Raw genomic sequence first — 23082 nt, 5'->3', positions numbered from 1 at the left:
GACGCCCGATCCGGCGTCCTGCTGCGACTTCCGGCGGGCACAGCCTGGCACATGGGGGTGGGGCGCGTTGCGCGGGGAGGGGCGAAGCCCGGTACTCGCGGGGAGCACCGGGCTTCGTCGTACGGGCGATATCGCCTAGTTGGTCGTCTTCTCCAGCGAGGCGCCGCTGCCGGACTTCTTGGTGTCGTCCGACTTGGCCGTGTCCTTGTCCTTGGCCGTGTCCTTGTCCGTGGACTTGTCCGCGTCCTTGGACTTGTCGCCGCTCTTGTCGTCGGCCTTCTCGCTCGGCTTGTCCGTGCCCGTGCCCGCGTCCGTACCGGCGGCGATGGCGGCCACCGCGTCCTTGGCGGCCCGCTCGGCGCCCTTGGCGATGTCGTCGGCGGCGGGGGTCTTCGCGCCCGCGTACCCGGCACCGTTGTAGGTGAGGGTGATGACGACGTTGCCGGTCCGGGCCACGACCGTCGCGTACTTGAAGTCTTCCTTCGTCTTGGTGAGGTCGTAGGTGACCAGGGTCGCCTGTTCACCGATGCCGCTGACGGACTTCTCGGCGACCTTCTTGGCGCCCTCGGCCGTCTTCGTCTTGGTGACCTGCTTGGTGAAGTCCTGCTGGGCGCGGTCGGCGCCGCTGCCGAGGGCCTGGTCGGAGTCGAAGCGGGTGAGGCCGATGTCGAGCCAGCGGTACTGGGAGCCCTTCACCCCGTTGTCGTCCAGGCCGTTCCAGGAGCAGCCGGCGCGGGACGAGGTGTCGCTGGAGGTGGCGGCGGTGCCGTTCTTGCTCTTCGCCGAGGGGACCAGCGACGTGATCGTCTTCTTGGTGACCGTCTTGCACGGGTTGGGCAGCGAGGCGAACTTGGCGGGTTCGACGGTCGGCTCCGTCTTCTCGCTCCCGCCCGGCGACGCGGAAGCGGACGAACCCGCCCCCTCCTTGCCCTTGTCCTTGTCCTTGTCGCCGGAGTCCGACGAGCAGCCGGCGACGACGAGCATCACCGGAACGGCGGCGCAGGCGAGTATGCGGGCGAGTCGCGGAGCTGAACGGTGCATGGTTCCTTCACTGGGATGACGCGGGTGCGGGCGGTCCGGAGGGCCACGGTACGACGGACCGGGGCCGGGCGGAGTCCGGACCGGAGGTCCCGGCGGCCCGGACCGGCGGATGCCGGGGGCGCCGGGGGCGGGGTCATTCGCTGAACTTCTCGACCAGGTTCCGGGCCAGTGCCTGGGCCTTCTCCTGCAGTTCCGCGCTGTCGGGGACGACGGTGGAGACGGTCGGCTGCTCGGTGTACTCGATCGTCACGACGACGTTCGATGTGCGAAATACCACGCTCACGGTGCGGTGCTGGGCGGCGGAGCCGGAGTGGGTGAGCCGGTCGTTCAGGAACGCGCTGTCGCCGAGGCCGTCGAGGAGCCGGGGACGGAGGTCCGTGTCGGTTCCGTCCGCGTCGGTCCCGTCGGTGTCGGCCCCGTCCGTGGCGGTGGAGTCCGGGTCGGCGCTCGCGGTCGCGGAGGTGGCCAGGGCGTGCGAGGAGGGGCCCGAGCCGGTGTCGGAGTCCTCGGCGTCGGAGCCCTTGGAGCCGCCGCCTTTGGAGCCCGGCTTGTCCGTGTTCTTCGTGCCGTCGCCCGTGCCGTCGCCCTCCGCGCTGTCGGGGCTCGCGGAGGAGGAGGCGGGGGAGAGTCCCGCCGCGGTCTCCTTCTTCGTGTACACCTCCAGGGCGCGGTCGTCGTCGCTCACCGCGGGGTCGTAGGACACGACCCGCTCGAAGTCGATCTTCAGCGTGTGCGCCGCGGTGGAGGTGTCCGACTTCCAGCTGCAGCCGACCCGGCGTTCGGTGTTGTAGGTGACGGCGGCGGTGCCCGCGTACACCTTCTTCTGCTGGTCCTCGGGGAGGTCGGCGGTGCCCGGGAGGAGGTCCTTCAGCGCGGACACCGTGACGGAGCCGCATGCCTCGGGGAGAGTGCGGTACTTGCCGGGGGCCGCGGCGGCGACGGTGGTCTCGCCGGACTTGCCGTCGGCCGCGGAACCATCGGCTCCGGAGTCGGCGCTGCAGCCGACGACGAGCGCTGCCAGCAGCGCGGTGCCGGTCGCGTAGGCCATTCGTCGCACGGTCCTGGGCTCCCTTCGTGCGAAAAACGGTTGCCGCCCGATGGCGGCCGATGGAGACAATGTGTATCGCACGCGCCGCCGTGGATGCCGGTTGGCCGACTCATTTGCCGACCTTGGCACCGGTTTTGCGCTATCAGACTTTTCGGGGGAATCGAGGGACTATGTCGTATGTGGAGATGGAGGGGGCCCAGGTCCCCATCCGTATGTGGGCGGACCCGGCCTCGGTCGAGGACGCGGCGATGCGACAGCTGCGCAATGTGGCGACGCTGCCGTGGATCAAGGGCCTCGCCGTCATGCCGGACGTGCACTTCGGCAAGGGGGCGACGGTCGGTTCGGTGATCGCGATGCACGGCGCGGTCTGCCCGGCGGCGGTCGGGGTGGACATCGGCTGCGGGATGTCGGCGGTGAAGACCTCGCTGACCGCCAACGACCTGCCGGGCGACCTGTCCCGGCTGCGGTCGCAGATCGAGCAGGCGATCCCGGTGGGCCGCGGCATGCACGACGACGCCGTGGACCCCGACCGGCTGTACGGCTTCCGGGCGCCCGGCTGGGACGACTTCTGGACACGGTTCGACGGGGTCGCTGAAGCGGTCCGGTTCCGTCAGGAACGTGCCACGAAGCAGATGGGAACGCTCGGCTCGGGCAACCACTTCATCGAGTTCTGCCTCGACGAGTCGGGCTCGGTCTGGCTGATGCTGCACTCCGGATCGCGGAACATCGGCAAGGAACTGGCCGACTTCCACATCGGGGAGGCGCAGAGGCTGCCGCACAACCAGGATCTGATCGACCGCGACCTCGCCGTCTTCATCGCGGACACCCCGCAGATGGCGGCGTACCGGAACGATCTGTTCTGGGCGCAGGAGTACGCGAAGCACAACCGGGCGATCATGATGGCGCTCTTCCAGAACGTGGTCCGCAAGGAGTTCAGGAAGGCGAAGGTCACCTTCGAGCCGGTCATCTCCTGCCACCACAACTACGTGTCGGAGGAGCGGTACGACGGCATGGACCTGCTGGTCACGCGGAAGGGCGCGATCCGCGCCGGTTCCGGGGACTTCGGGATCATCCCGGGCTCGATGGGCACCGGCTCGTACATCGTGAAGGGGCTCGGGAACGAGAAGTCGTTCAACTCGGCCTCGCACGGCGCCGGGCGCCGGATGAGCCGGAACGCGGCGAAGCGGCGTTTCTCGACGAAGGACCTGGAGGACCAGACGCGGGGCGTGGAGTGCCGCAAGGACTCCGGTGTCGTGGACGAGATCCCGGCGGCGTACAAGCCGATCGAGCAGGTCATCGAGCAGCAGCGGGACCTGGTGGAGGTCGTCGCCAAGCTCAAGCAGATCGTGTGCGTGAAGGGCTGAGGCCGAGGCAGAGCGTCCCCGGTGGACCTCTTGGACCTCTCTTGCCTCCTTCGCGCACGGCTGGACGGAAGGGCCCTGGACCACGGGTGGTGTGTCCGGGGCCCTTCCCGCTGCCCGTTTCCGTCCGTTCTGCCCGTTCCCGTTCCCGCTTGCTTGGCCGTTTCCGGTCGCCTGCCCGTCGAAGGTGTGTCCGGCGGGCAGGTGATCAGGCGGTGCGGTGGACCTTGGAGTTGGAAGCCTGGGCCCGGGGGCGGACCACCAGGAGGTCGATGTTCACGTGGCTGGGCCGGGTGACCGCCCAGGTGATGGTGTCGGCCACGTCGTCGGCGGTGAGCGGGGCGTCGACGCCCGCGTACACCTTGGCGGCCTTCTCGGTGTCGCCGCGGAAGCGGGTGGTGGCGAACTCCTCGGTCCTGACCATGCCGGGGGCGACCTCGATGACGCGGACCGGGGTGCCGACGATCTCCAGGCGGAGCGTCTCGGCCAGGACGTGCTCCCCGTGCTTGGCGGCCACGTACCCGCCGCCGCCCTCGTACGTGCCGAGGCCCGCGGTGGACGAGAGGATCACGACCGTGCCGTCCCCGCTCGCGGTGAGGGCGGGCAGCAGGGCCTGGGTGACGTTGAGCGTGCCGATGACGTTGGTCTCGTACATCTGACGCCAGTCGGCGGGGTCGCCGGTGGCGACCGGGTCGGCCCCGAGCGCGCCGCCCGCGTTGTTGACGAGCACGGCGAGCGAACGGAACGCCGTCGCGAACTCGTCGACCGCGGCGCGGTCCGTCACATCCAGCGGGTAGGCCGTCGCCTGGTGCCCCGCTTCGTTGATCTCGGCGGCGAGCGCCTCGATGCGGTCCTTGCGGCGCGCGGTCAGCACGACGCGGTAACCGGCCGCGGCCAGCTGCCGGGCGGTCGCGGCGCCGATGCCGCTGCTCGCTCCGGTGACGACGGCGATCGGGGTGGCGGCCATGACGGGACTCCTCGGGCAGCTGGTCGGTACGGGCCCAGGATAGGCAGGCGAGGGTACGCGCCACCCCGGGGCGTGCCCCGGCCCGTTCAGTGGTCGCGCGGGGCGTACATGATCACGGCCATTCCGGCCAGGCAGACCAGCGCGCCGATCACGTCCCACCGGTCGGGGCGGTAGCCGTCGGCGACCATGCCCCAGGCGATCGATCCGGCCACGAACACACCGCCGTAGGCGGCCAGGATGCGGCCGAAATCACCGTCCGGCTGGAGCGTGGCGACGAAGCCGTACGCGCCCAGCGCCAGCACGCCCGCCCCGATCCAGATCCATCCCCGGTGCTCACGCACGCCCTGCCAGACCAGCCAGGCGCCCCCGATCTCGAAGAGCGCGGCGACGACGAAGAGGGCGACGGATCGGGTCACGGTCATGGGGCCAGCGTTTCACGGCCCCGGCGCGGCCCCGCCCGCAAGGCCCTGGCTCGGACCTCTGCTCCGGCGCGGGCCCCGGCTCCCGGCGCGGCCCTGCTCGCGCGGGCCCCGGTTCCTGGCGCGGACGTGCCCGGAACGGCCCGGCACGGACCCGCGCCCACGCTCCGGCCCTCCGGCGCGGATCCGCCCGGCCCCGTCCCCGGCGCGGGCTCATCGGGCGACCGCGGCCCGGAGCGCCGCCGGGTCGGGGCGGTCGCTCGCCCACGCGATGTAGCCGTCGGGGCGGACGAGCAGGGCGGTGGTGCGCCCGTCGCGCCAATGGGCGCGCACCAGGGGGACCGGCGACCCGGCCAGGGTGTCCGTACCGGCGGGGGCGACCAGGACGAAGGAGCCCTCGCGCAGCAGCTCGTACAGGCGGCCCTCCCGCAGCCCCAAATCCGGGGCGCGCTTCCCGGTGAGGGGGTGCGCTCCGAGCGGGGCCCGGTAGGAGATCGCGATGCCCGAGACCATCCCTATGGTCCTGTCGGCGGCGGGCCGGCACCGGGACAGCGTCTTCGCGGCGACGTTCCTGACCGAGCGCTGGAGCGGGCTGCGGGCCATGGCGAGCCGGACGAGCGCGCCGCTGGAGCGGAGCACGGCCGTGCCGACCGGGTGCCGTTCGGCGTGGTAGCTGTCGAGGAGGGCCTCCGGGGCGGTGGTGTGGCCCTGGAGCACGGCGGCGAGCTTCCAGGAGAGGTTGGCCGCGTCCTGGAGGCCGGTGTTCATGCCCTGGCCGCCCGCGGGGGAGTGAACATGCGCGGCGTCCCCGGCGAGGAAGACCCGGCCGGTCCGGTACGACGGCACCTGCCGCTCGTCGCTGTGGAAGCGGGAGACCCAGCGGGCGTCGTGCATGCCGTAGTCGGTGCCGACGGCGGCGCGCGTGATCGCGCGCACCTCTTCGAGATCGATCGGCTCGCCGTCGGCCGCCTGATGGGTGCGGCTCCACGCCATCACGCGGTACCAGCCGTCGCCGAAGGGGGCGAAGAAGGCGAAGGCGTCCCCCTCGCCGTAGACCGCGAGGAGGTTGGGCGGCTCGCCCGTGAGCCGGACGTCGGCGAGCGCCATCGACCGGATCACGGACTTCCCCGGGAAGGGAAGCCCGAGCTCCCGGCGCACCGCGCTGCGCATCCCGTCCGCACCGACGAGATAGCGGGCCGTGAGGGACGAACGGGCGCCGTCCGCCCCGCGCAGCTCGGCCGTGACGGACTCCCCGGCGGGGTCCTGCCGGAGGCCGGTCAGCTCCTCCCCGTAGCGGAAGTCGACACCGGCCTCGCGGGCCCGGCGCTCCAGCACCCGCTCCACCTCGTACTGCGGCGTGATCAGGATGTAGGGGAAGCGGGTGCGCAGCCGCCCGAGGTCGAGCGAGAGCGCGCCGAAGAAGTCCAGTGAGGCGCGCGTGGTGCCCGTGGCGAGCAGTTCGTCGGCCAGGCCCCGGCCGTCGAGCAGTTCGAGCGTGCGGGCGTGCACCCCGAAGGCGCGGGTCAGGTTGCTCGTCCGGCGCGGGCGGCGCTCCACGAGCGTGACGGAGACGCCCCGGGCGGCGAGATCCCCCGCGAGCAGCAGGCCGGTGGGGCCCGCGCCCACGACGATGGTGCCGGTGGTCTCGGGGGTGGGTGCTGCTGCGGGTGCGGTGCTCGGGGTGGTGGTCATGACTGCCTCCTGGGCCCGTACGGCGGCATCGGCCTCCGGCGCCGGGCGCCGAGGTGGGACGCCGACCGACCGGGAACCGCGTGCCAACAAACGTTGGTCAACACCTGTTGGCATCAACGGTAGAACCGCGGCCTCTGGCATGTCAACGCTTGTTGGCCTACATTTGTTGGCATGACAGAACCCGCCACCGCGCTCCGGCGCTCGGACGCCACCAAGGCCGCGATCCTGCGGGCCGCGAGAGAGCGGTTCGCCGCCGACGGGTACGAGCGCGCCACCATCCGGGCCATCGCCAGGGACGCGAGCATCGACCCGTCGATGGTCATGCGCTACTTCGGCAACAAGGAGGCGCTGTTCGTCGCCGCCTCCGCGATCGAGTTGCGGCTGCCCCCGCTCGGATCACTGCCGGCCAAGCACGTCGGCGCCGTCCTCGTCGGCCATTTCCTGGACCGCTGGGAGGGCGACGAGGTGCTCACGGCCATGCTCCGCGTCGGGGTGACCAACGAGGCGGGCGCGGAGCGGGTGAGACAGATCTTCACCGAACAGATCGGTACGGTCACGGCCGGGGTCTGCCCCGTCCCGGCCGAGGCGGAGGGCCGTGCCGCGCTCGTCGCCTCGCAGATACTGGGGATGGCGCTCACGCGGTACGTGCTGCGCATCGCCCCCGCCGTCGAGATGTCGCGCGAGGAGGTGATCGCCTGGCTCGCGCCCACCGTCCAGCGCTACCTCACCGCCGAATCGCCGTGACGGAACGCGGGCAGGGCGGCGCGGGAGCGGGGAAGGGCGCGCGGAGGGACGCCGGACGGGGTCCGTCCGCTTCGTACACTCTCCGCATGCCGCAGAAGTCCCGGCCCGGTCGCAGTGCGCTGATGGCCGAGCTGACCGTCGAGTCGCGCCGCTACATGGCCGCGTACGCGCTCTTCAACCAGGCCGTCGCCGACCATTTGCGGCTCCATCCGACCGACCTCCAGTGCCTCAACCTGCTCGGCCTGGAAGCGGCGCCGGTCACCACCGGCCGGATCGCGGAGCTGACCGGTCTGACCACGGGCTCGGCGACCCGGCTGGTCGACCGCCTGGAGCGCGGCGGGTACGTCACGCGCGCGCGGGACACCGTCGACCGCCGACGGGTGCTCGTCACGCCCGTGCCGGAGCGGATGGCGGAGGTCGGCGCGGTGTGGCGGCGGCTGAACGGCGCGTGGGCGGCCATGTTCGACGCGTACGACGACGACGAACTGGCGCTCCTCATCACGCACATGCGGCGCACGGTCGAGCTGAGCGCCGACCAAGCCGAGGCCCTGCGCGCGGACGACGGCGCGCGGGACGCCACAACGGCCCACCGCCCCTGAAGCCCGGCTCCGAAGCGGCGCCCCTGAAGCTCAGCCCCTGAAGCCCGGCTCCGAAGACCTTCAGCCTCTGAACGCCAGTCCATGAAGCTCAGCTCTGGAGCCGCCCGGGGCCGAACTCGGCCATCGCCTCCGTGACGATCGCCTCCAGGCGGGAGTGGTGGGCGCCCCGCCAGTAAACCCGTTCGCACTCGGTGCACTGCGCGAAGACGTCGTACGAGCTTCGCGTGCCGTGCTCCAGCCGGCCGCTGACCGAGTCCTTGTCGGCGGTCTTCAGCGGGCCGTTGCAGGCGGTGCACCTGGTCCACGGGGCGAGGTGCGGCGCGAACCGGCCGAGCACGTCGCGGAGTTGGTCGTCAGGCCGGTCGCTGTACACGTACGCCCCGGCCCAGATCTCCCGTCGGTGCAGCAGTCCGCGGTCCCGGGAGAGCAGGACGCGCCGTTCCCGCGCGGAGCGGGCGGCCAGCGCCGGATCGCCGATGTCCTCGCTCTCGTACGCCGCGTCGACGCCCAGCAGCCGCAGCCGCCGGGCCAGCGTGCCGAGATGGACGTCGAGCAGGAACCGCAGCGGGGCGCCCGGGACCCGCTGGGGGCGCTCGACGGCCCGGACCTCGACCGTCTCGCCCGCCGCCGGGATGTGCGAGACGGGCGTGGGCCGGCCGTCGACCAGGATCTGCCCGGCCTCGGTGAGCGGGATGCCGAGCGATTCCACGACATGGCCGAGCGTGGAGGCGCCGTCGGTCGTCACGGCCGTGCGCCCGAGGCGGCGTTCGTGCGCGACGAACAGCCGCAGTTCAGGAGCTACTTCGAGGTGGATCTCGGGTCCGTTCACCAGGTCAGGATGTCATCGGCGGGTCCGGGGCGGCCAACGGATTCGCCCCGGCGGACCGGGGGCGTGGGGGAGCTCAGGGGCGGAAGGCGGCGGCGTGCTTCGCGGCCCAGGCGGCGAAGGTGCGGGCGGGATGCCCGGTCAGCCTCTCGACCCCGTCGGTCACCGCGGCCGGGACGCCGTCCGAGGCGGCCGCGTACGCGAGCAGCGCATCGGCGAACGGCGCGGGCAGATGGGCCGACAGGGCCTTCTTCCAGTCCCCCGGGGACACGGTGTTGACCGTGACGGGCCGCCCGGCCGCCGCCGCCACCAGGCCGACCTGCTCGGCGGCGGTGAGCGATGCGGGGCCGGTCAGGTGGTACGCGCCGCCCCGCAGCCGGGCGTCGGTGAGGACGGCGAGGGCGGCCTCGGCGATGTCCTCGCTGTCGATGGGGCTGCTGTGGCTGTTGGGGTACGGGAGGTCGACGGAGCCGTGGGCCCGTACCGACTCCGCCCACTGGTACGCGTTGCTGGCGAAGGCGTCGGGGCGGAGCAGGGTCGCGGTGATCGGCGAGGCGAGCAGCGCCTGCTCCACGGCGTGGTGGGAGGCGGCGATCGGGTTCCCCTCCGGGTCCGGGGCGAGGACGGAGCCGGAGGAGAGCAGCACGATGTGGCCGACCCCGGCGGCCCGTGCCGCGTCGAGGAAGGCGTCGATCCCGGCCGGCTCGGCGTACAGGAACACGGAGTCGACCCCGTCGAGAGCGGCCTCGAAGGTGGCCGGATCGGAGAGGTCGCAGGTGACGACCGGGACGCCTTCGGGCAGCGCGGCGGCCGTGGCCGTGAGCCCCTCGGGGGTGCGGGAGGCCGCGCGGACGGTGTGGCCGTCGCGGAGCAGCAGCGGGACGAGCGCGGAGCCGACACGGCCGCGGCATCCGGTGACCAGGGTGTGCATGGGGAACTCCTTCGACGGTGTGCGCATTTCGAGGGTGCGCACATATCTTCTTCGCTAAATAATCTGCGTGACGCAGATGAATGTTCCGCAGGGGGTACGGGGCCGTCAACCCGGTTTCAGGAGGGGCGCGGGGCGAAGGCGGTCGGCGGCGCGCCGACGGTGGAGGTGAAGTCCCTGATCAGGTGGGCCTGGTCGCTGTAGCCGAGCTCGGCGGCGAGCGCCGCCCAGTCCACCTGCCGGTCCGTCGTGGCCCGCTCCAGCGCTTCGTGGATGCGGTAGCGGAGGATCACCCACTTGGGGCCGACGCCCACGTACGTGGCGAAGAGCCGCTGGAGCGAGCGGGACGAGAGCCCCTCGGCGCGGGCCAGTTCGCCGACCCGGCGCACCGTCCGGTCCGTACGGACCAGGTCCACCAGCGCCATCGCGCGCACGGCCTGCGGGTCCGGCTCCGGGCCGAGCGCCAGAAGGTACCGGTCGAGCGCCGCGACCCGCGCGTCCTCCTCCGCCGGGTCCAGGACCGCCGACGCCGGGGCGGGCGGGTCGAACACCTCGGCGACGGGAAGCCGCAGCCCCGTCCACCGCGAGACCGGCCGCCCCGGCGCGAACGGCCGGAACCCGCCGGGCCGGAACTGCACCCCGCAGACCCGCCCCCGGCCCGCCAGCTTCTGGGTGAAGAGCCCCAGCCCGATCCCCGAGACCTCCGCGAACGCCGGGCCCTCCTCCCCGGCGTCGTCGGAGTACCGCTGGAAGACCAGGTTGACGGACGGGTGCGGCACGAGGTGGGAGGCGTACGGCTCGGACAGGTCCCAGTCCATCAGCCAGTAGTGCTCCAAGTAGGGGCGCAGCTCGACGGCGGGTTCGCGGCGGCGGAAACGCACCTGGGCGAAGAGTTCGGGGGCGTCGACGATGCCCCGGGTGTCGCGTCGGGGAGCTGCCATGGCGGCGATCCTAGGCTGTTCCGAGGCGATCCACGGGCTACGACTCGAACGTGAGTACCCGTTCCAGTGCGCGGCGCGGGGTGCGTGGGCCGGTGGGTCCGTAGCCCAGGCGGATGATCATCTGGGGGTTGCCCGAACCGTGCACCGGATCGCGCAGGACCCAGCGCAGATCCGGCCATTCGAGGGGCTGGTTGGCGAAGGAGGTGGACACCTCGTCGAGCGTGGCGACGAGCAGGACCCGCTCCAGCGCCTGACCGGCCCGGAGCCAGTCCGCCGGGCGGTCGTCCGACGTGCTCAGCAGGGCGAGCTGGGGGTTGCGCTCGAACAGGACGCGGGCCCGGCCGGGGACGGGCCTGCCGCCCGCGAAGTCACGGTTGGTGGCCCGCTCGGCGGCGTCGCGGGGGCCGAAGGCGTAGTCGGGGACGCCGTCGACCGGCGCGTCGGTCTTCGAGTACCGGGCCCAGCGCTCCTGCTCGGCCTCCCGCGCGGGGTCGCCCCGGTCGTAGCCCTCGGCGTCCCGGATCAGGTCGAGCACGGTCTCCAGATGCGGCTCGGCCAGGAAGACCAGCTCGGCGCCCTCGGCGCGGGCCGCGTCGACGAGGCGGGCGCGGACACCGTCGGGGACCGGCTGGTCGTCGAAGGGGTACCGGCTGGTGTGCCGCTTCGCGACGGCCGGATACAGCGCCCCGAGCGCGGCGCCGTCCGGATCGCCGGGAGCGCCGTCGTGCGCCGGGGGCGCGGAGAGGCGTACGGAGGCGAGCAGCGTCGGGTCCGCCGGCTGCGGCAGCAGGGTGACGGCCGCGTCCAGTCCGTGGTGGGCGGCGGAGACCCGCAGGTTCAGCAGGGCGGAGCCGCAGCCCACGTGCAGGGCGCGGTTGGCGGGGTCGGCCTCCGGGAGCCGGCGCTCGAAGTCGGCGTACAGGCCGAGGGTGCCGCTGCCGCGCCCGTAGCGGAAGCGCCAGGGCTGGGCATTGTGCATGGACGGCGCGGTGGTGGCGTCGGCCACCAGGTCGGTCACCGTCGCGTCGGTGGGCGTCTGGACGGTCATCGGACCCCCGGGGCTCGGGAACTGTCGATGTCCCTCCAGCATGGATCAACTCCGGCCAGGGCGATATCCGGCCCTCGACCCGAAGGCGTGGCTTGCGCGCCACTGCCCGGCCGGTCCCGGTCTACGCCCGCGCGGTGAGCCGGTCGACCAGGTGGTGCCAGCCGTCCTCCAGGTGCTCCGGCGGCAGGCCCCGGTCGACCGTGAAGTGGTGGACGAGGGCCGCCTCGACGGAGCCGAGCAGGGTGTGGGCGAGCAGCTCCGGATCGCCGGGCGCCTGCGCCTGTCGCAGCAGCATGGCGACGTGGTTGACGCGCAGCCGGTACGCCGGGACGGCGTAGGCGCGCAGCGGGTCGGTCCGGCTGGCCAGGATCAGCGGGTGGTGGTCGCGCTCGTGGCGCAGCACGGCGGGGCCGAAGGCGTGCAGCCGCTCCACCGCGGGGGCGCCGGGGCCCAGCGGGGGCGGGCCGGAGAGGAACGCGGCCTGGAACTGCTTCTCCCGGTGGTCCAGCAGGGCGATCAGGAGGCCGGCCCGGTCGCCGAAGCGCCGGAAGACGGTCCCCTTGCCCACGCCCGCCTCGGCGGCCACCGAATCCATGGTCAGCTCCGCCGCCCCGCAGCAGGACAGCAGCCGGGAGGCGGCGTCGAGCAGCAGGGTGCGGTTGCGCGCGGCGTCGGCCCGCAGCGGGGGCTCGTCCGCGATCAGGAGGTTCCTCCGGGTCCCGTCCGGCGCGTCCGGGAGGAGGGGCGGGAGGGCCCGAAGGGCGGGGTCGGGCGGCTGGGGGAGAGGCTCAACGGGGCCGTTCATGAACTCAGCGTAACGCCAGATGAAGGAAAATGGACCACGGTCCGGTTAGGTGGTACAACTTTAAACGGACCTCGGTCCGCTCTTCTGAGTTCTTCTTTTCATGCCCGTCACTACTCCGCCCCGGGAGTTCCTCATGTCCGTACGCATCCTCGCTCTCGTCGGCAGCCTCCGCGCCGGCTCGCACAACCGCCAGCTCGCCGAGGCCGCGGCCAAGCACGCCCCCGAGGGCGCCTCGATCGAGATCTACGAGGGCCTCGCCGACGTGCCCTTCTACAACGAGGACATCGACGTCGAGGGCGGCGTCCCGGCCGCGGCGGCCCGGCTGCGCGAGGCGGCCGCGGGCGCCGACGCGTTCCTGCTCTTCTCGCCCGAGTACAACGGCACCATGCCCGCCGTGCTGAAGAACGCCATCGACTGGCTGTCCCGCCCGTTCGGCGCCGGCGCCCTCTCCGGCAAGCCGGTCGCCGTGGTCGGCACCGCCTTCGGCCAGTACGGCGGCGTCTGGGCGCAGGACGACGCCCGCAAGTCGGCCGGTATCGCCGGTGCCGTGGTCCTGGAGGACGTCAAGCTGTCCATCCCCGGCTCCGTGACCCGCTTCGCCGAGATCCACCCGGCCGACGACGCCGAGGTCGCCACCGCGATCGCCGAGGTCATCGCGAAGGTCGGCGCGGCCACCACCGCCGCCTGATCGCAGGGGCGCACCCGGCCGGACGAGGCCGGGACCGTACGCGCGAAGGCGGCGCGGGCACCAGGCCCGCGCCGCCTTCGGCATGTCCGGGGACCCGCCGCCCCCGTACCGGGCCGCGACGGGGCGGGATCAGGGCCAGACCAGGCAGTACGCCTGGTGGCCCGCGTCGTGCAGCCGGTGCGAGAAGTCCTGCCACTCGTGGAGCAGCCGGTAGACGTTGAATGCGTCGCGCGGGCCGCCGCGGTCCGGGACCGTGGACCAGATGAACGCCGCCGCGCCCACCGACTCCTCGCCGACGCCGCGCAGCGGGTCGACCACCGTCATCGGAAGCTTGACCACCGCGTAGTCGGGGTGCAGCACCACCAGTTCGAGCGGGGGGACCTTGTGCAGCGGTATGCCCTGTATGCCGGTGAGGACCATCGCCGCCACCGTCTCGGGCTTGATCTTGGTGAACATGCCGCCCATGCCCAGCTCGTCGCCGCCCAGCTCCTCGGGGCGCATCGAAATGGGCACCCGCGCCGCGGTCGCCCCGTCCGGCGCGCCGAAGTACTTGTAGGTCACCCCCATCCGGCCACCACTCCCGATCCCGGACTCGCCGCTCTGCGCACCCCCGGCTCGTACGCCCTTCTCGCGCCCCGCCTCACGCCGGTGCCGACCCCGCCGGGCAGGCTCGGACCCCGGGCCGCCGGTCCCCTCGCCCGCTCCGCCACCGCGATGCATATCTCATCCACCCGACTACTACTGAGGAGCAACGGCCGCTGAGCAGCCGCGGCGCCCGCCGCGCAACCCGATCATCGTGTCAGTGACCTCCCCCGCGGGCGTCCGGTGAAACACCTGTCCGCGAGTCCGTCCGAGGCTCTGACACCATGGCTTGTGTGAGCTTTCCCTATGACGCCCCAGTTTCGCAGACGCTTTTCGACCGCGCGTCCCTCGTGACGCCCGGAGGCGTGAACTCTCCCGTACGCGCTTTCCGGGCCGTGGGCGGTACGCCCCGCTTCATGGTGTCCGGCCGCGGCCCGTACCTCACCGACGCCGACGGACGCGAGTACGTCGACCTCGTGTGCTCGTGGGGGCCGATGATCCTCGGCCACTCCCACCCCGAGGTCATCGCCGCGGTGCAGGAGGCGGTGGCCCGCGGCACCTCGTTCGGTACGCCGGGGGAGGGCGAGGTCGCGCTCGCCGAGGAGATCGTGGCCCGGATCGAGCCGGTGGAGCAGGTGCGGCTGGTGTCGTCCGGCACCGAGGCGACCATGTCGGCGATCCGGCTCGCCCGCGGGTTCACCGGCCGGGCCAAGGTGGTGAAGTTCGCCGGCTGCTACCACGGCCACGTGGACGCGCTGCTGGCCGCCGCCGGGTCCGGGGTCGCCACCTTCGGCCTCCCGGACACGCCGGGGGTCACCGGCGCCCAGGCCGGCGACACGATCGTGCTGCCGTACAACGACCTGGACGCGGTCCGCGAGGCGTTCGCCGCGCACCCCGGCGAGATCGCCTGTGTGATCACCGAGGCGTCGCCGGGCAACATGGGCGTCGTACCGCCGCTGGACGGCTTCAACGCCGGGCTCAAGGAGCTCTGCTCAGCCAACGGCGCGCTGTACATCTCCGACGAGGTCATGACCGGTTTCCGTACCTCGAAGGCCGGTTGGTACGGCGTCGACGGGGTGCGGCCCGACCTGATGACCTTCGGCAAGGTCATGGGCGGCGGCTTCCCGGCCGCGGCCTTCGGCGGGCGCGCCGACGTGATGGCGCACCTCGCCCCGGCCGGCCCCGTCTACCAGGCGGGCACCCTCTCCGGGAACCCGATCGCCACCGCCGCCGGCCTCGCCCAGCTCCGGCTGCTGGACGACGCGGCGTACGCGAAGGTCGACGCGGTCTCCGCGGAGATCCGCGCCCTGGTCGGCGAGGCGCTGACCAAGGAGGGCGTGGCGCACACCGTGCAGGCGGCGAGCAACATGTTCTCCGTCTTCTTCACCGACCGCCCGGTGCGGAACTACGACCAGGCGAAGCAGCAGGAAGCTTTCCGCTTCACCGCCTTCTTCCACTCGATGCTGTCCCAGGGCGTCTACCTGCCGCCCTCGGCCTTCGAGTCCTGGTTCGTCTCCACCGCCCACGACACGCAGGCCGTCGAGCGGATCGCCGCCGCCCTGCCCGCCGCCGCCCGCGCCGCCTCGGAGGCCACCGCATGAGCGAGACCAGCGGGAACACCGGCCCCGCCGAGGGCACGGGCCGCAAGGACAAGGACGGCGCGGACATCACCGTCGTCCACCTGATGCGCCACGGCGAGGTGCACAACCCGGAGGGCGTGCTCTACGGGCGCCGCCCCGGCTACCACCTCTCCGAGCTCGGCCGCCGGATGGCCGACCGGGTCGCCGAGCACCTGGCGGGCCGCGACATCACCCATGTCGTCGCCTCCCCGCTGGAGCGCGCCCAGGAGACGGCCACGCCGATCGCCAAGACGCACGACCTGGAGCTGGCCACCGACGAGCGTCTGATCGAGGCCGCCAACGTCTTCGAGGGCAAGACCTTCGGCGTCGGAGACGGCGCGCTGCGCAAGCCGGACAACTGGAAGCACCTGACCAACCCGTTCCGGCCGTCCTGGGGCGAGCCGTACATCGAGCAGGTCGTCCGGATGATGGGCGCGCTGGACGCGGCGCGCGACGCCGCGCGCGGCCACGAGGCGGTCTGCGTCAGCCACCAGCTGCCGATCTGGATCGTCCGGAGCTTCGTCGAGCGGCGGAGGCTCTGGCACGACCCGCGCAAGCGGCAGTGCACCCTGGCCTCGCTGACCAGCTTCACGTACCGGGGCGACAAGATCGTCTCGGTCGGCTACACGGAACCGGCGCGCGACCTGGTGCCGGCCCATCTGCTGGCCGGCGCGAAGCCGGTGAAGGGCAAGTCGAAGGCGTTCGGCGCCTGAGACCTCTCCCGGGACGGGAGCAGTCGAACCGAGGGCTCTCCCCGGAGCAGTCGGACCGAGGACCGTTCCCGGAACGGTCGGATCGCCGGACGGTGTGGTTCATCCACCCGTCCGGCGATCGTCTTTTTCCGCCGTCCGCGTGGTGCTCGTATCGTCGCCATCACCTGCTAAGACTTGAGTTCGAGCACGTCCGGAGTCTGGTCGTGTGCAGAAATATGTGCTAGCTCGCGGAACCCCCGTGCCGTTTTCCTCATCTAAGACTTCGCCAGTTTGTATGGACATGAGGCAAAACGACCGCAAATGGGGTAGTTATGCGTGACATCAGCCGAAGGGGGCTGCTCGGGGCGGGCCTCGGGGCCGCCGCAGCCGTCGGGGTGGCGGGGTGCGGAACCTTCGGTTCTTCGGGCGGCAGCCGTTCGGGGGGCACGGGGAAACAGGGCACGGACGGAGGCGGGCGGGGCACCGGACCCGCGAAGAAGGACGTCCGGAAGATCGGCGACGGTTCCACCGCCGACACCGGGAAGCAGCCGCACCAGCCCGCCGAGCCCGTCCCGCTCGAACCCGGGCAGACGCCCCCGCAGTTCGTGGTCTTCTCCTGGGACGGCGCGGGCGAGGTCGGCAACGGGCTCTTCCCGCGCTTTCTGGAACTCGCCAAGAACCACGGTGCGGCGATGACCTTCTTCCTGTCCGGCCTCTATCTGCTGCCCGAGTCGAAGAAGTCCCTGTACCGGCCGCCGAACAATCGGGTCGGCGCCTCGGACATCGGATATCTCAATGACGACCACATCAAGGACACGCTGAACAACGTCCGTCAGGCGTGGCTCGACGGGCATGAGATCGGCACCCATTTCAACGGTCATTTCTGCGGCGGTTCCGGATCGGTGGCGAACTGGACCCCCGCCCAATGGCAGAGCGAAATCGACCAGGCGGTCTCCTTCGTCACCGAATGGCGGACGAACACCGGCTGGACCGACCTCGAACCGCTGCCTTTCGACTACCGCAAGGAACTGATCGGCGGCCGCACCCCCTGCCTGCTCGGACAGGAGAACCTGCTGCCCACCGCGCGCCGGCTCGGCTGGCGCTACGACGCCAGCTCCCCGGGCGGCACCCAGGTCTGGCCCCGGAAGCGGGACGGCGTATGGGATCTGCCGCTCCAGGCGATGCCGTTCCCCGGGCACACCTTCGAGGTCCTCTCGATGGACTACAACATCCTCGCCAACCAGTCGCTGAATACGACCAAGGGAATGCCGTCGCGCTATCCCGCCTGGCGCGAACAGGCGACCGGGTCGTACCTCGCCGGATTCAATCGCGCGTACTCCACGAATCGCGCCCCCTTCTTCATCGGAAACCACTTCGAGGAGTGGAACGGCGGTATCTACATGGACGCCGTCGAAGAAGTGCTGAAGAAAATCGCCGGAAAGCCGGACGTGCGGCTGGTCTCGTTCCGTCAGTTCGTCGACTGGCTCGACGTACAGACCCCCGAAGTCCTCGACAAGCTCCGTACGCTGGGGGTCGGGGAGGAGCCCTCGGGCGGCTGGAACGGCTTCTTTAAACAAGCCTGACAACGGGCTTTACGGGCACCGAGGGGGGTGCCAGAGATCATCGAATGCGCCATGCGAAACTTTTCACATGAGCCATGGCCGCGCACCCCGACGCCGCTTCACCCTGCTCGCCGCCCCCGCGGCGGTCGCCGCCCTCGCCCTCACGCTGACGGCGTGCGGCGGTGACGGCGCCCAGGCCGGCGGCGGCGGCAACACGAACTTCGTCACCGGCACCGGCGGCATCTCGACCGTGGCCAAGGGCGAGCGCAAGGACGCCCCGAAGCTCGACGGAGAGACCCTCGACGGCAAGCAGCTCGACGTGTCCGACTACAAGGGCAAGGTCGTCGTGCTCAACATGTGGGGCTCCTGGTGCGGGCCGTGCCGTCTGGAGGCGCAGTACTTCTCCCGGGTCGCGAAGGAGACCGCCGACAAGGACGTCCAGTTCGTCGGCATCAACACGCGCGACGCCCAGAAGGGCCCCGCGATCAGCTTCGAGAAGGACTACGGCGTCACCTACCCGAGCCTCTTCGACCCGGTCGGGAAGCTCCTGCTCCGCTTCCCCAAGGGCACGCTCCGGCCGCAGGCCATCCCCTCGACCGTGGTCCTGGACCGGGACGGGAAGATCGCCGCGCGCTCGCTGGTCGCGCTCGACGCCGAGGGCCTGCACAAGATGATCGACCCGCTGATCGCGGAGAAGTGATCCCGTGCACACCCTTGCCGCGCTCGTGGGCGAGAACGAGACCGTGAAGAGCGGGGCGCTTCTCGTCGCCCTGCCGGTCGCCGTGCTCGGCGGGCTGGTCTCGTTCTTCTCGCCGTGCGTGCTGCCGCTCGTACCCGGTTACCTCAGCTACGTCACCGGCGTCAGCGGCACCGACCTGGCGCGGGCCCGGCGCGGCCGGATGGTCGCGGGCGCCTCGCTCTTCGTGCTCGGCTTCACCGCCGTCTTCGTCTCCGGCGGCGCGCTCTTCGGCTTCTTCGGCCAGACCCTCCAGGAGCACGGCGACATCCTCACCAAGATCCTCGGCGTGCTGATGATCCTGATGGGCGTGTTCTTCATGGGGCTGATGCCCTGGATGACCCAGCGCGAGTTCCGCATCCACAGACGGCCGGTCACCGGACTGGCGGGCGCCCCCGTGCTGGGCGCCCTCTTCGGGATCGGCTGGACCCCGTGCCTGGGCCCGACGCTCAGCTCGGTGAGCCTCCTCGCGATGGACCAGGGCACCGCCGGGCGCGGGGCGATACTGACCGTCGCGTACTGCCTCGGCCTCGGCATCCCCTTCGTCCTCACCGCCATCGCCTTCCGCAAGGCGCTCGGCGCGTTCGGCTGGGTCAAGAAGCACTACGCCTGGGTGATGCGGATCGGCGGAGGAATGATGATCGTGACCGGTCTGCTGCTGCTCACCGGGGTCTGGGACACGATGATGCAGCAGGTACAGAGCTGGTCCAGCGGTTTCACGGTGGGGATCTGAGTTCCATGAGCAACACCAAGTCCACTCCCTCCGCCCCCGGGCGCGAGCGGCCCGACGAGGCGGAGGACACCCCCGCCGAGCTGGGCGCCGCCGGTTCCCGGCTCTCCACCGCCCCCAGCGAGGAGAGTCCGGCGAGCCTGCCCGCGATGGGCGTCGTCGGCTGGATCCGCTGGTTCTGGCGCCAGCTCACCTCGATGCGGGTCGCGCTGATCCTGCTGTTCCTGCTGTCGCTCGGCGCCATCCCCGGCTCGCTGATCCCGCAGAACAGCGTGGACCAGCTGAAGGTGGAGAACTTCAAGAGGCTCCACACCACCGTCTCGCCGATCTACGAGAAGCTGCAGTTCTTCGACGTCTACAGCTCGGTGTGGTTCTCCGCGATCTACATCCTGCTGTTCGTCTCGCTCATCGGCTGCATCGTGCCGCGCACCGGCCAGTTCGTCGGCCAGCTCCGCGGCCGCCCGCCCGGCGCCCCCAAGCGGCTGAACCGTCTCCCCGCGTACACCACCTGGCGCACCGCCGCCGAGCCCGAGGAGGTCCGCGCGGCCGCCCTCGCGGCGATGCGGAAGCGCCGCTTCCGTGCGCACACGGTGGGCGACGCGGTCGCCGCGGAGAAGGGCTATCTGCGCGAGGCCGGGAACCTGGTCTTCCACGTCGCCCTGATCGTGATGCTGGTCGCCTTCGCGTACGGGCAGCTCTTCAAGTCCGAGGGCGCCAAGCTGATCGTCCAGGGCGACGGTTTCGCCAACACGAAACCGCAGTACGACGACTTCAAGTCCGGCTCGCTCTTCGACGAGGACTCCCTCACCCCGTTCAGCTTCACGCTCGACAAGTTCATCGGCACGTACGAGCGCAGCGGCCCCCAGCGCGGCACGCCCCGTACCTACGAGGCCCATGTGACGTACGAGGAAGGCGCGTACGGCAAGCCGAAGAAGACGGTCATCCGGGTCAACGATCCCCTGGAGATCGACGGCACCAAGGTCTACCTCAACGCGCACGGCTACGCGCCCGTCGTCTCCGTGAAGGACCCCTCCGGCAAGGAGGTCTACCGCAACGCGGTGCCGCTCCTGCCGATGGACGCCAACGTGACCTCGTCCGGGGCGATCAAGGTGATGGACGGGTACCGCGACAAGAACGGCAAGAAGATCCAGCTGGGCTTCCAGGCGTTCTTCGTGCCGACCTTCGCGGGGGCCGGCAAGGGCACGATGTTCTCGCAGTTCCCGGCCCCCGACTTCCCCGTGCTCGCCCTCAACGGCTTCTGGGGCAGCCTGGGCGTGGACTCCGGGCTGCCGCAGAACGTGTACCAGCTCGACAAGTCCAAGATGACGGCCTTCAAGGGCGCCGACGGCAAGCCGCTCAAGCAGCGGCTGCTGGCCGGCGAGACGATGAAGCTTCCCGACGGGGGCTCCATCACCTTCGAGGGCGTCGACGAGTGGGCCAGCTTCCAGATCTCGAAGCAGCCGGCCAGCGGCTGGGCGCTCACCGGGGCCGTCGCCGCGATCGCCGGGCTCGCGGGCTCGCTGTTCATCCAGCGGCGCCGGGTCTGGGTGCGGGCGGTCACCGGTGCCGACGGTGTCACGGTCGTCGAGATGGCGGGGCTCGGCCGCAGCGAGTCCGCCAGGCTCCCCGAGGAACTGGCCGACCTCGCGGTCACCCTCGTCGGGTCGGCACCGACCGTGCCCGACCCGTCCCCCGATTCCGATGCCGACCCGTCCGCCGATGCCGGTTCGGACGCCGCCGGGAAGACCGACGCGTCCGAAGAACCCCCCGTAGAACCTGCCGAAGGGGCTGAGAAGTGAATCTCGCCGCCGCTGCCACCAACGAGAACCTGGCGCACACCAGCAATGTGCTGATCTATTCGTCCATGGCCGTCTACACCCTGGCCTTCTTCGCGCACATCGCGGAGTGGGTGTTCGGCAGCCGCAGCAAGGTGGGCCGTACCGCCGCCGCGCTGACCGGGGCCGGAGCCGGGGCCGGTGCCGCCGGTTCGGTGAAGGTGCAGGTCGCTCAGAAGGGCGGCGGCACCGCCGTACTCGACCGCCCGAAGATCGTCACGCGCGCGGCGGCCGGTTCCCGCGACGTGCCGGACGGGCCCGGCGCGGCCGGCGGCACGTTCAAGGGCGACCTGTACGGGCGGATCGCGGTCGCCCTGACCGTGGTCGCCTTCCTGGTGGAGGCCGGCGGGGTGCTCACCCGCGCGCTCTCCGTCCAGCGGGCCCCCTGGGGCAACATGTACGAGTTCTCCATCACCTTCTCCACGGTGGCGGTCGGCACGTACCTGGTCCTGCTCGGGCTGAAGAAGAACGTCCGCTGGATGGGGCTGGCGCTGGTCACCACCGTCCTGCTGGACCTCGGCATCGCGACCACGGTGCTCTACACCGCCAGCGACCAGCTGGTGCCCGCGCTGCACTCGTACTGGCTGTGGATCCACGTCTCCACCGCCATCCTCTGCGGTGCCGTCTTCTACATCGGCGCGGTCGGCACCCTGCTCTACCTGTTCCGCGACAGCTACGAGAGCAAGCTCGCGCGCGGCGAGGAGCCCAGCTCCTTCGCCCAGTCGGTGCTGTCCCGGCTGCCCGCCGCCGCCTCGCTCGACAAGTTCTCGTACCGGATCAACGCGGCCGTCTTCCCGCTCTGGACGTTCACGATCATCGCGGGCGCCATCTGGGCCGGTGACGCCTGGGGCCGCTACTGGGGCTGGGACCCCAAGGAGGTCTGGTCCTTCATCACCTGGGTCGCGTACGCCTGCTACCTGCACGCCCGCGCCACCGCCGGCTGGAAGGGCCGCAAGGCCGCCTACCTGGCGCTGATCGCCTTCGGCTGCTGGCTCTTCAACTACTACGGCGTGAACATCTTCGTCACCGGCAAGCACTCCTACGCCGGGGTCTGACCCGCCGCACGGCCCGATCCGTAGATCCGTACGGCCCCGATCCGCACGGGTGCGGATCGGGCACCGCCGGGTCACGCTGGAACCATGACCGATGCCACCCCCGTCATCGAGCCCGGTACCAGCGAGACCCGCGGCGACGACCAGCACGTCCTGAGGTTCACGCTCCGGCTGCCCCACCCCGTTCCCCGGGTGTGGGCAGCCGTTGCCAGTTCCGAGGGTCTGCCGGGCTGGCTGGCCGCCGCCGACCCCTTCGAGCCCCGGGTGGGCGGCGCGATCACGCTCCACCGGCTCACCCCCGACGTCCCCGGCCGGGCCCCGGCCGTCTCCGGCACGGTCACCGCCTGGGACGTCGAGCGCGTCGCCGAGTACACCTTCGAGGGGCGGCCGGGCCGCATCCGCTTCCATCTGGAGCCGCCGCGCGGCGACCACGTCCTGCTCCGCTTCACCCACGAGTTCCCCGGCGACGACGAACTCGTCCTGGACCGGCTGGCGAGCTGGCACGACCACTTCCGCTACCTGGCCGACGCCCTGGACGGCTCCCCGGCCGACTGGTCGAAATGGACCCCGGTGCGCTGGGCCGGCCTCCGCGAGGAGTACGCGACCGGGGCCGCCGCCCGGCGGTGACTACTCGGCGGACGGGCTCGGGCTGCCGCCGTTCTCCCGGCGCTTCAGCTCCTCCTCGCGGCGGCGCAGGTCCGCCTCCCAGTCCTTGAGGAGCGACTCGTCCTTCTTGTTCTCCTCGCGCAGCGTCTGGAGGAACTCGGGGTTGTCGTCCGGTGCGACCCACTGCGAGCGGTGGTTGCGGTGCCACTCGGAGGGCGTACGGCCCCCGGCGGGCGCGGTGCGCATCTTGCCGGCGGCCAGCCAGACGATCGGGCCGACGATCCAGAACAGCAGGATGATGAAGACCCACGCGATCTTCGGCAGGTGCTTGGCCTCGTCCTCGGGGGTGTTGAGGCAGTCGATGAAGGCGTAGATCGTCAGCGCCAGCGGCAGGAGATAGATCAGGGCCCGGAGCATGGTGGAGGTCCCCCTGCGGAGATTTGGCGGGGCATGTCCCGCCCCGGTGTGGGGCCAGGGTAACCGGTACCTCTGACATGCAGCGGCGAACGGAGTGGAACCGTTCGGTGACGCGCCCGGCCCCGCCCGCAAGGGCCACCCGCC

General features: G+C 71.5%; 24 protein-coding genes. 12 read left to right on the top strand and 12 right to left on the bottom strand.

Annotation, left to right across the window (positions count from 1 at the left end; genetic code table 11):
- Nucleotides 1–135: 135 nt before the first annotated feature.
- Both ACF08W_RS27840 and ACF08W_RS27835 read right to left on the bottom strand, forming a co-directional pair.
- Complete coding sequence (locus ACF08W_RS27840; RefSeq protein ID WP_392280892.1) at nucleotides 136–1041, bottom strand: DUF3558 domain-containing protein; 906 nt, start codon at nucleotides 1039–1041, stop codon at nucleotides 136–138.
- A 133-nt stretch (nucleotides 1042–1174) separates the two neighbouring features.
- On the bottom strand, nucleotides 1175–2089 hold the full coding sequence (locus tag ACF08W_RS27835) for a DUF3558 domain-containing protein (protein ID WP_392280891.1): 915 nt from the start codon (nucleotides 2087–2089) through the stop codon (nucleotides 1175–1177).
- Between the two features lie 170 nt (nucleotides 2090–2259).
- Between ACF08W_RS27835 and ACF08W_RS27830 the strand changes: the two genes are divergently transcribed.
- On the top strand, nucleotides 2260–3453 hold the full coding sequence (locus ACF08W_RS27830; protein ID WP_385214921.1) for an RtcB family protein: 1194 nt from the start codon (nucleotides 2260–2262) through the stop codon (nucleotides 3451–3453).
- A gap of 205 nt (nucleotides 3454–3658) precedes the next feature.
- Here the strand turns inward: ACF08W_RS27830 and ACF08W_RS27825 are convergent, their stop codons facing one another.
- From ACF08W_RS27825 to ACF08W_RS27815, 3 genes are all read right to left on the bottom strand, one after another.
- Nucleotides 3659–4417, bottom strand: coding sequence for an SDR family NAD(P)-dependent oxidoreductase (locus ACF08W_RS27825; protein ID WP_385214917.1), 759 nt, complete (start codon nucleotides 4415–4417; stop codon nucleotides 3659–3661).
- Nucleotides 4418–4503: 86 nt separating this feature from the next.
- On the bottom strand, nucleotides 4504–4839 hold the full coding sequence (locus tag ACF08W_RS27820) for a YnfA family protein (RefSeq protein WP_352278517.1): 336 nt from the start codon (nucleotides 4837–4839) through the stop codon (nucleotides 4504–4506).
- Between the two features lie 210 nt (nucleotides 4840–5049).
- Complete coding sequence (locus ACF08W_RS27815; RefSeq protein ID WP_392280890.1) at nucleotides 5050–6528, bottom strand: FAD-dependent monooxygenase; 1479 nt, start codon at nucleotides 6526–6528, stop codon at nucleotides 5050–5052.
- A 171-nt stretch (nucleotides 6529–6699) separates the two neighbouring features.
- Between ACF08W_RS27815 and ACF08W_RS27810 the strand changes: the two genes are divergently transcribed.
- A complete protein-coding gene (locus tag ACF08W_RS27810) occupies nucleotides 6700–7272 on the top strand; it encodes a TetR family transcriptional regulator (RefSeq protein WP_352278521.1) in 573 nt (190 codons plus the stop codon).
- Nucleotides 7273–7358: 86 nt separating this feature from the next.
- Nucleotides 7359–7871, top strand: coding sequence for a MarR family winged helix-turn-helix transcriptional regulator (locus tag ACF08W_RS27805; protein ID WP_392280889.1), 513 nt, complete (start codon nucleotides 7359–7361; stop codon nucleotides 7869–7871).
- A gap of 88 nt (nucleotides 7872–7959) precedes the next feature.
- Here ACF08W_RS27805 and ACF08W_RS27800 read toward each other — a convergent pair whose 3' ends face one another.
- The 5 genes from ACF08W_RS27800 to ACF08W_RS27780 form a co-directional block, all read right to left on the bottom strand.
- Nucleotides 7960–8700 carry a Mut7-C RNAse domain-containing protein gene (locus ACF08W_RS27800; RefSeq protein WP_392280888.1) on the bottom strand — a complete coding sequence of 247 codons (741 nt, stop codon included), beginning with the start codon at nucleotides 8698–8700 and terminating at the stop codon, nucleotides 7960–7962.
- Nucleotides 8701–8773: 73 nt separating this feature from the next.
- The gene (locus ACF08W_RS27795; RefSeq protein WP_385215024.1) at nucleotides 8774–9628 is read right to left on the bottom strand and encodes an SDR family oxidoreductase; all 855 of its coding nucleotides are present in this window, start codon (nucleotides 9626–9628) and stop codon (nucleotides 8774–8776) included.
- A 116-nt stretch (nucleotides 9629–9744) separates the two neighbouring features.
- A complete protein-coding gene (locus ACF08W_RS27790) occupies nucleotides 9745–10566 on the bottom strand; it encodes a DUF6597 domain-containing transcriptional factor (protein ID WP_392280887.1) in 822 nt (273 codons plus the stop codon).
- 37 nt (nucleotides 10567–10603) lie between these two features.
- A complete protein-coding gene (locus ACF08W_RS27785; RefSeq protein WP_392280886.1) occupies nucleotides 10604–11614 on the bottom strand; it encodes an Acg family FMN-binding oxidoreductase in 1011 nt (336 codons plus the stop codon).
- Between the two features lie 121 nt (nucleotides 11615–11735).
- Entirely contained in the window at nucleotides 11736–12419 is a 684-nt protein-coding gene (locus tag ACF08W_RS27780) for a TetR/AcrR family transcriptional regulator (protein ID WP_392280885.1), read from the bottom strand.
- A 133-nt stretch (nucleotides 12420–12552) separates the two neighbouring features.
- On the opposite strand from ACF08W_RS27780, the gene ACF08W_RS27775 reads away from it, so the two are divergent.
- Nucleotides 12553–13107, top strand: coding sequence for an NAD(P)H-dependent oxidoreductase (locus tag ACF08W_RS27775; protein WP_352278532.1), 555 nt, complete (start codon nucleotides 12553–12555; stop codon nucleotides 13105–13107).
- Between the two features lie 129 nt (nucleotides 13108–13236).
- On the opposite strand, the gene ACF08W_RS27770 is transcribed toward ACF08W_RS27775, so the two are convergent.
- Nucleotides 13237–13827, bottom strand: coding sequence for a hypothetical protein (locus ACF08W_RS27770; RefSeq protein WP_352278533.1), 591 nt, complete (start codon nucleotides 13825–13827; stop codon nucleotides 13237–13239).
- A 146-nt stretch (nucleotides 13828–13973) separates the two neighbouring features.
- On the opposite strand from ACF08W_RS27770, the gene hemL reads away from it, so the two are divergent.
- The 8 genes from hemL (at nucleotide 13974) to ACF08W_RS27730 (ending at nucleotide 22542) form a co-directional block, all read left to right on the top strand.
- Nucleotides 13974–15290 (top strand): glutamate-1-semialdehyde 2,1-aminomutase, encoded by a 1317-nt coding sequence (gene hemL / locus ACF08W_RS27765; RefSeq protein ID WP_392280884.1) that lies wholly within the window; start codon nucleotides 13974–13976, stop codon nucleotides 15288–15290.
- Nucleotides 15287–16021: a histidine phosphatase family protein gene (locus tag ACF08W_RS27760; RefSeq protein WP_352278536.1), complete on the top strand. Its 735-nt coding sequence runs from the start codon at nucleotides 15287–15289 to the stop codon at nucleotides 16019–16021. The genes hemL and ACF08W_RS27760 overlap by 4 nt, the downstream gene beginning before the upstream one ends.
- Before the next feature lie 311 nt (nucleotides 16022–16332).
- Entirely contained in the window at nucleotides 16333–17583 is a 1251-nt protein-coding gene (locus ACF08W_RS27755) for a hypothetical protein (RefSeq protein WP_392280883.1), read from the top strand.
- A gap of 67 nt (nucleotides 17584–17650) precedes the next feature.
- Complete coding sequence (locus ACF08W_RS27750; RefSeq protein WP_392280882.1) at nucleotides 17651–18262, top strand: TlpA family protein disulfide reductase; 612 nt, start codon at nucleotides 17651–17653, stop codon at nucleotides 18260–18262.
- Nucleotides 18263–18266: 4 nt separating this feature from the next.
- Nucleotides 18267–19031: a cytochrome c biogenesis protein CcdA gene (locus ACF08W_RS27745; RefSeq protein WP_352278540.1), complete on the top strand. Its 765-nt coding sequence runs from the start codon at nucleotides 18267–18269 to the stop codon at nucleotides 19029–19031.
- A 5-nt stretch (nucleotides 19032–19036) separates the two neighbouring features.
- Entirely contained in the window at nucleotides 19037–20827 is a 1791-nt protein-coding gene (locus ACF08W_RS27740; RefSeq protein ID WP_392280881.1) for a cytochrome c biogenesis protein ResB, read from the top strand.
- Nucleotides 20824–21918, top strand: coding sequence for a c-type cytochrome biogenesis protein CcsB (gene ccsB, locus ACF08W_RS27735; protein ID WP_392280880.1), 1095 nt, complete (start codon nucleotides 20824–20826; stop codon nucleotides 21916–21918). The genes ACF08W_RS27740 and ccsB overlap by 4 nt, the downstream gene beginning before the upstream one ends.
- Before the next feature lie 84 nt (nucleotides 21919–22002).
- Nucleotides 22003–22542, top strand: coding sequence for an SRPBCC domain-containing protein (locus ACF08W_RS27730; RefSeq protein WP_385214879.1), 540 nt, complete (start codon nucleotides 22003–22005; stop codon nucleotides 22540–22542).
- On the opposite strand, the gene ACF08W_RS27725 is transcribed toward ACF08W_RS27730, so the two are convergent.
- A complete protein-coding gene (locus tag ACF08W_RS27725) occupies nucleotides 22543–22938 on the bottom strand; it encodes a PLD nuclease N-terminal domain-containing protein (protein WP_352278546.1) in 396 nt (131 codons plus the stop codon).
- Nucleotides 22939–23082: the final 144 nt, after the last annotated feature.

It is taken from the genome of Streptomyces sp. NPDC015144 (assembly GCF_043079735.1).
In the GTDB taxonomy this organism is placed as follows: Bacteria; Actinomycetota; Actinomycetes; order Streptomycetales; family Streptomycetaceae; genus Streptomyces.
The sequence above is the reverse complement of the archived record's forward strand: the minus strand, read 5'-3'. Positions and strand labels throughout refer to the sequence as shown.

Coding starts and splice junctions, on each gene's coding strand:
- ACF08W_RS27780 (WP_392280885.1), bottom strand. CDS start 12,419: ATGAACGGCCCCGTTGAGCCTCTCCCCCAGCCGCCCGACCCCGCCCTT.
- ACF08W_RS27775 (WP_352278532.1), top strand. CDS start 12,553: ATGTCCGTACGCATCCTCGCTCTCGTCGGCAGCCTCCGCGCCGGCTCG.
- hemL (WP_392280884.1), top strand. CDS start 13,974: ATGGCTTGTGTGAGCTTTCCCTATGACGCCCCAGTTTCGCAGACGCTT.
- ACF08W_RS27790 (WP_392280887.1), bottom strand. CDS start 10,566: ATGGCAGCTCCCCGACGCGACACCCGGGGCATCGTCGACGCCCCCGAA.
- ACF08W_RS27755 (WP_392280883.1), top strand. CDS start 16,333: ATGCGTGACATCAGCCGAAGGGGGCTGCTCGGGGCGGGCCTCGGGGCC.
- ACF08W_RS27830 (WP_385214921.1), top strand. CDS start 2,260: ATGTCGTATGTGGAGATGGAGGGGGCCCAGGTCCCCATCCGTATGTGG.
- ACF08W_RS27810 (WP_352278521.1), top strand. CDS start 6,700: ATGACAGAACCCGCCACCGCGCTCCGGCGCTCGGACGCCACCAAGGCC.
- ACF08W_RS27825 (WP_385214917.1), bottom strand. CDS start 4,417: ATGGCCGCCACCCCGATCGCCGTCGTCACCGGAGCGAGCAGCGGCATC.
- ACF08W_RS27785 (WP_392280886.1), bottom strand. CDS start 11,614: ATGACCGTCCAGACGCCCACCGACGCGACGGTGACCGACCTGGTGGCC.
- ACF08W_RS27725 (WP_352278546.1), bottom strand. CDS start 22,938: ATGCTCCGGGCCCTGATCTATCTCCTGCCGCTGGCGCTGACGATCTAC.
- ACF08W_RS27795 (WP_385215024.1), bottom strand. CDS start 9,628: ATGCACACCCTGGTCACCGGATGCCGCGGCCGTGTCGGCTCCGCGCTC.
- ACF08W_RS27740 (WP_392280881.1), top strand. CDS start 19,037: ATGAGCAACACCAAGTCCACTCCCTCCGCCCCCGGGCGCGAGCGGCCC.
- ACF08W_RS27815 (WP_392280890.1), bottom strand. CDS start 6,528: ATGACCACCACCCCGAGCACCGCACCCGCAGCAGCACCCACCCCCGAG.
- ACF08W_RS27805 (WP_392280889.1), top strand. CDS start 7,359: ATGCCGCAGAAGTCCCGGCCCGGTCGCAGTGCGCTGATGGCCGAGCTG.
- ACF08W_RS27770 (WP_352278533.1), bottom strand. CDS start 13,827: ATGCATCGCGGTGGCGGAGCGGGCGAGGGGACCGGCGGCCCGGGGTCC.
- ACF08W_RS27760 (WP_352278536.1), top strand. CDS start 15,287: ATGAGCGAGACCAGCGGGAACACCGGCCCCGCCGAGGGCACGGGCCGC.
- ACF08W_RS27750 (WP_392280882.1), top strand. CDS start 17,651: ATGAGCCATGGCCGCGCACCCCGACGCCGCTTCACCCTGCTCGCCGCC.
- ACF08W_RS27820 (WP_352278517.1), bottom strand. CDS start 4,839: ATGACCGTGACCCGATCCGTCGCCCTCTTCGTCGTCGCCGCGCTCTTC.
- ACF08W_RS27840 (WP_392280892.1), bottom strand. CDS start 1,041: ATGCACCGTTCAGCTCCGCGACTCGCCCGCATACTCGCCTGCGCCGCC.
- ACF08W_RS27835 (WP_392280891.1), bottom strand. CDS start 2,089: ATGGCCTACGCGACCGGCACCGCGCTGCTGGCAGCGCTCGTCGTCGGC.
- ACF08W_RS27730 (WP_385214879.1), top strand. CDS start 22,003: ATGACCGATGCCACCCCCGTCATCGAGCCCGGTACCAGCGAGACCCGC.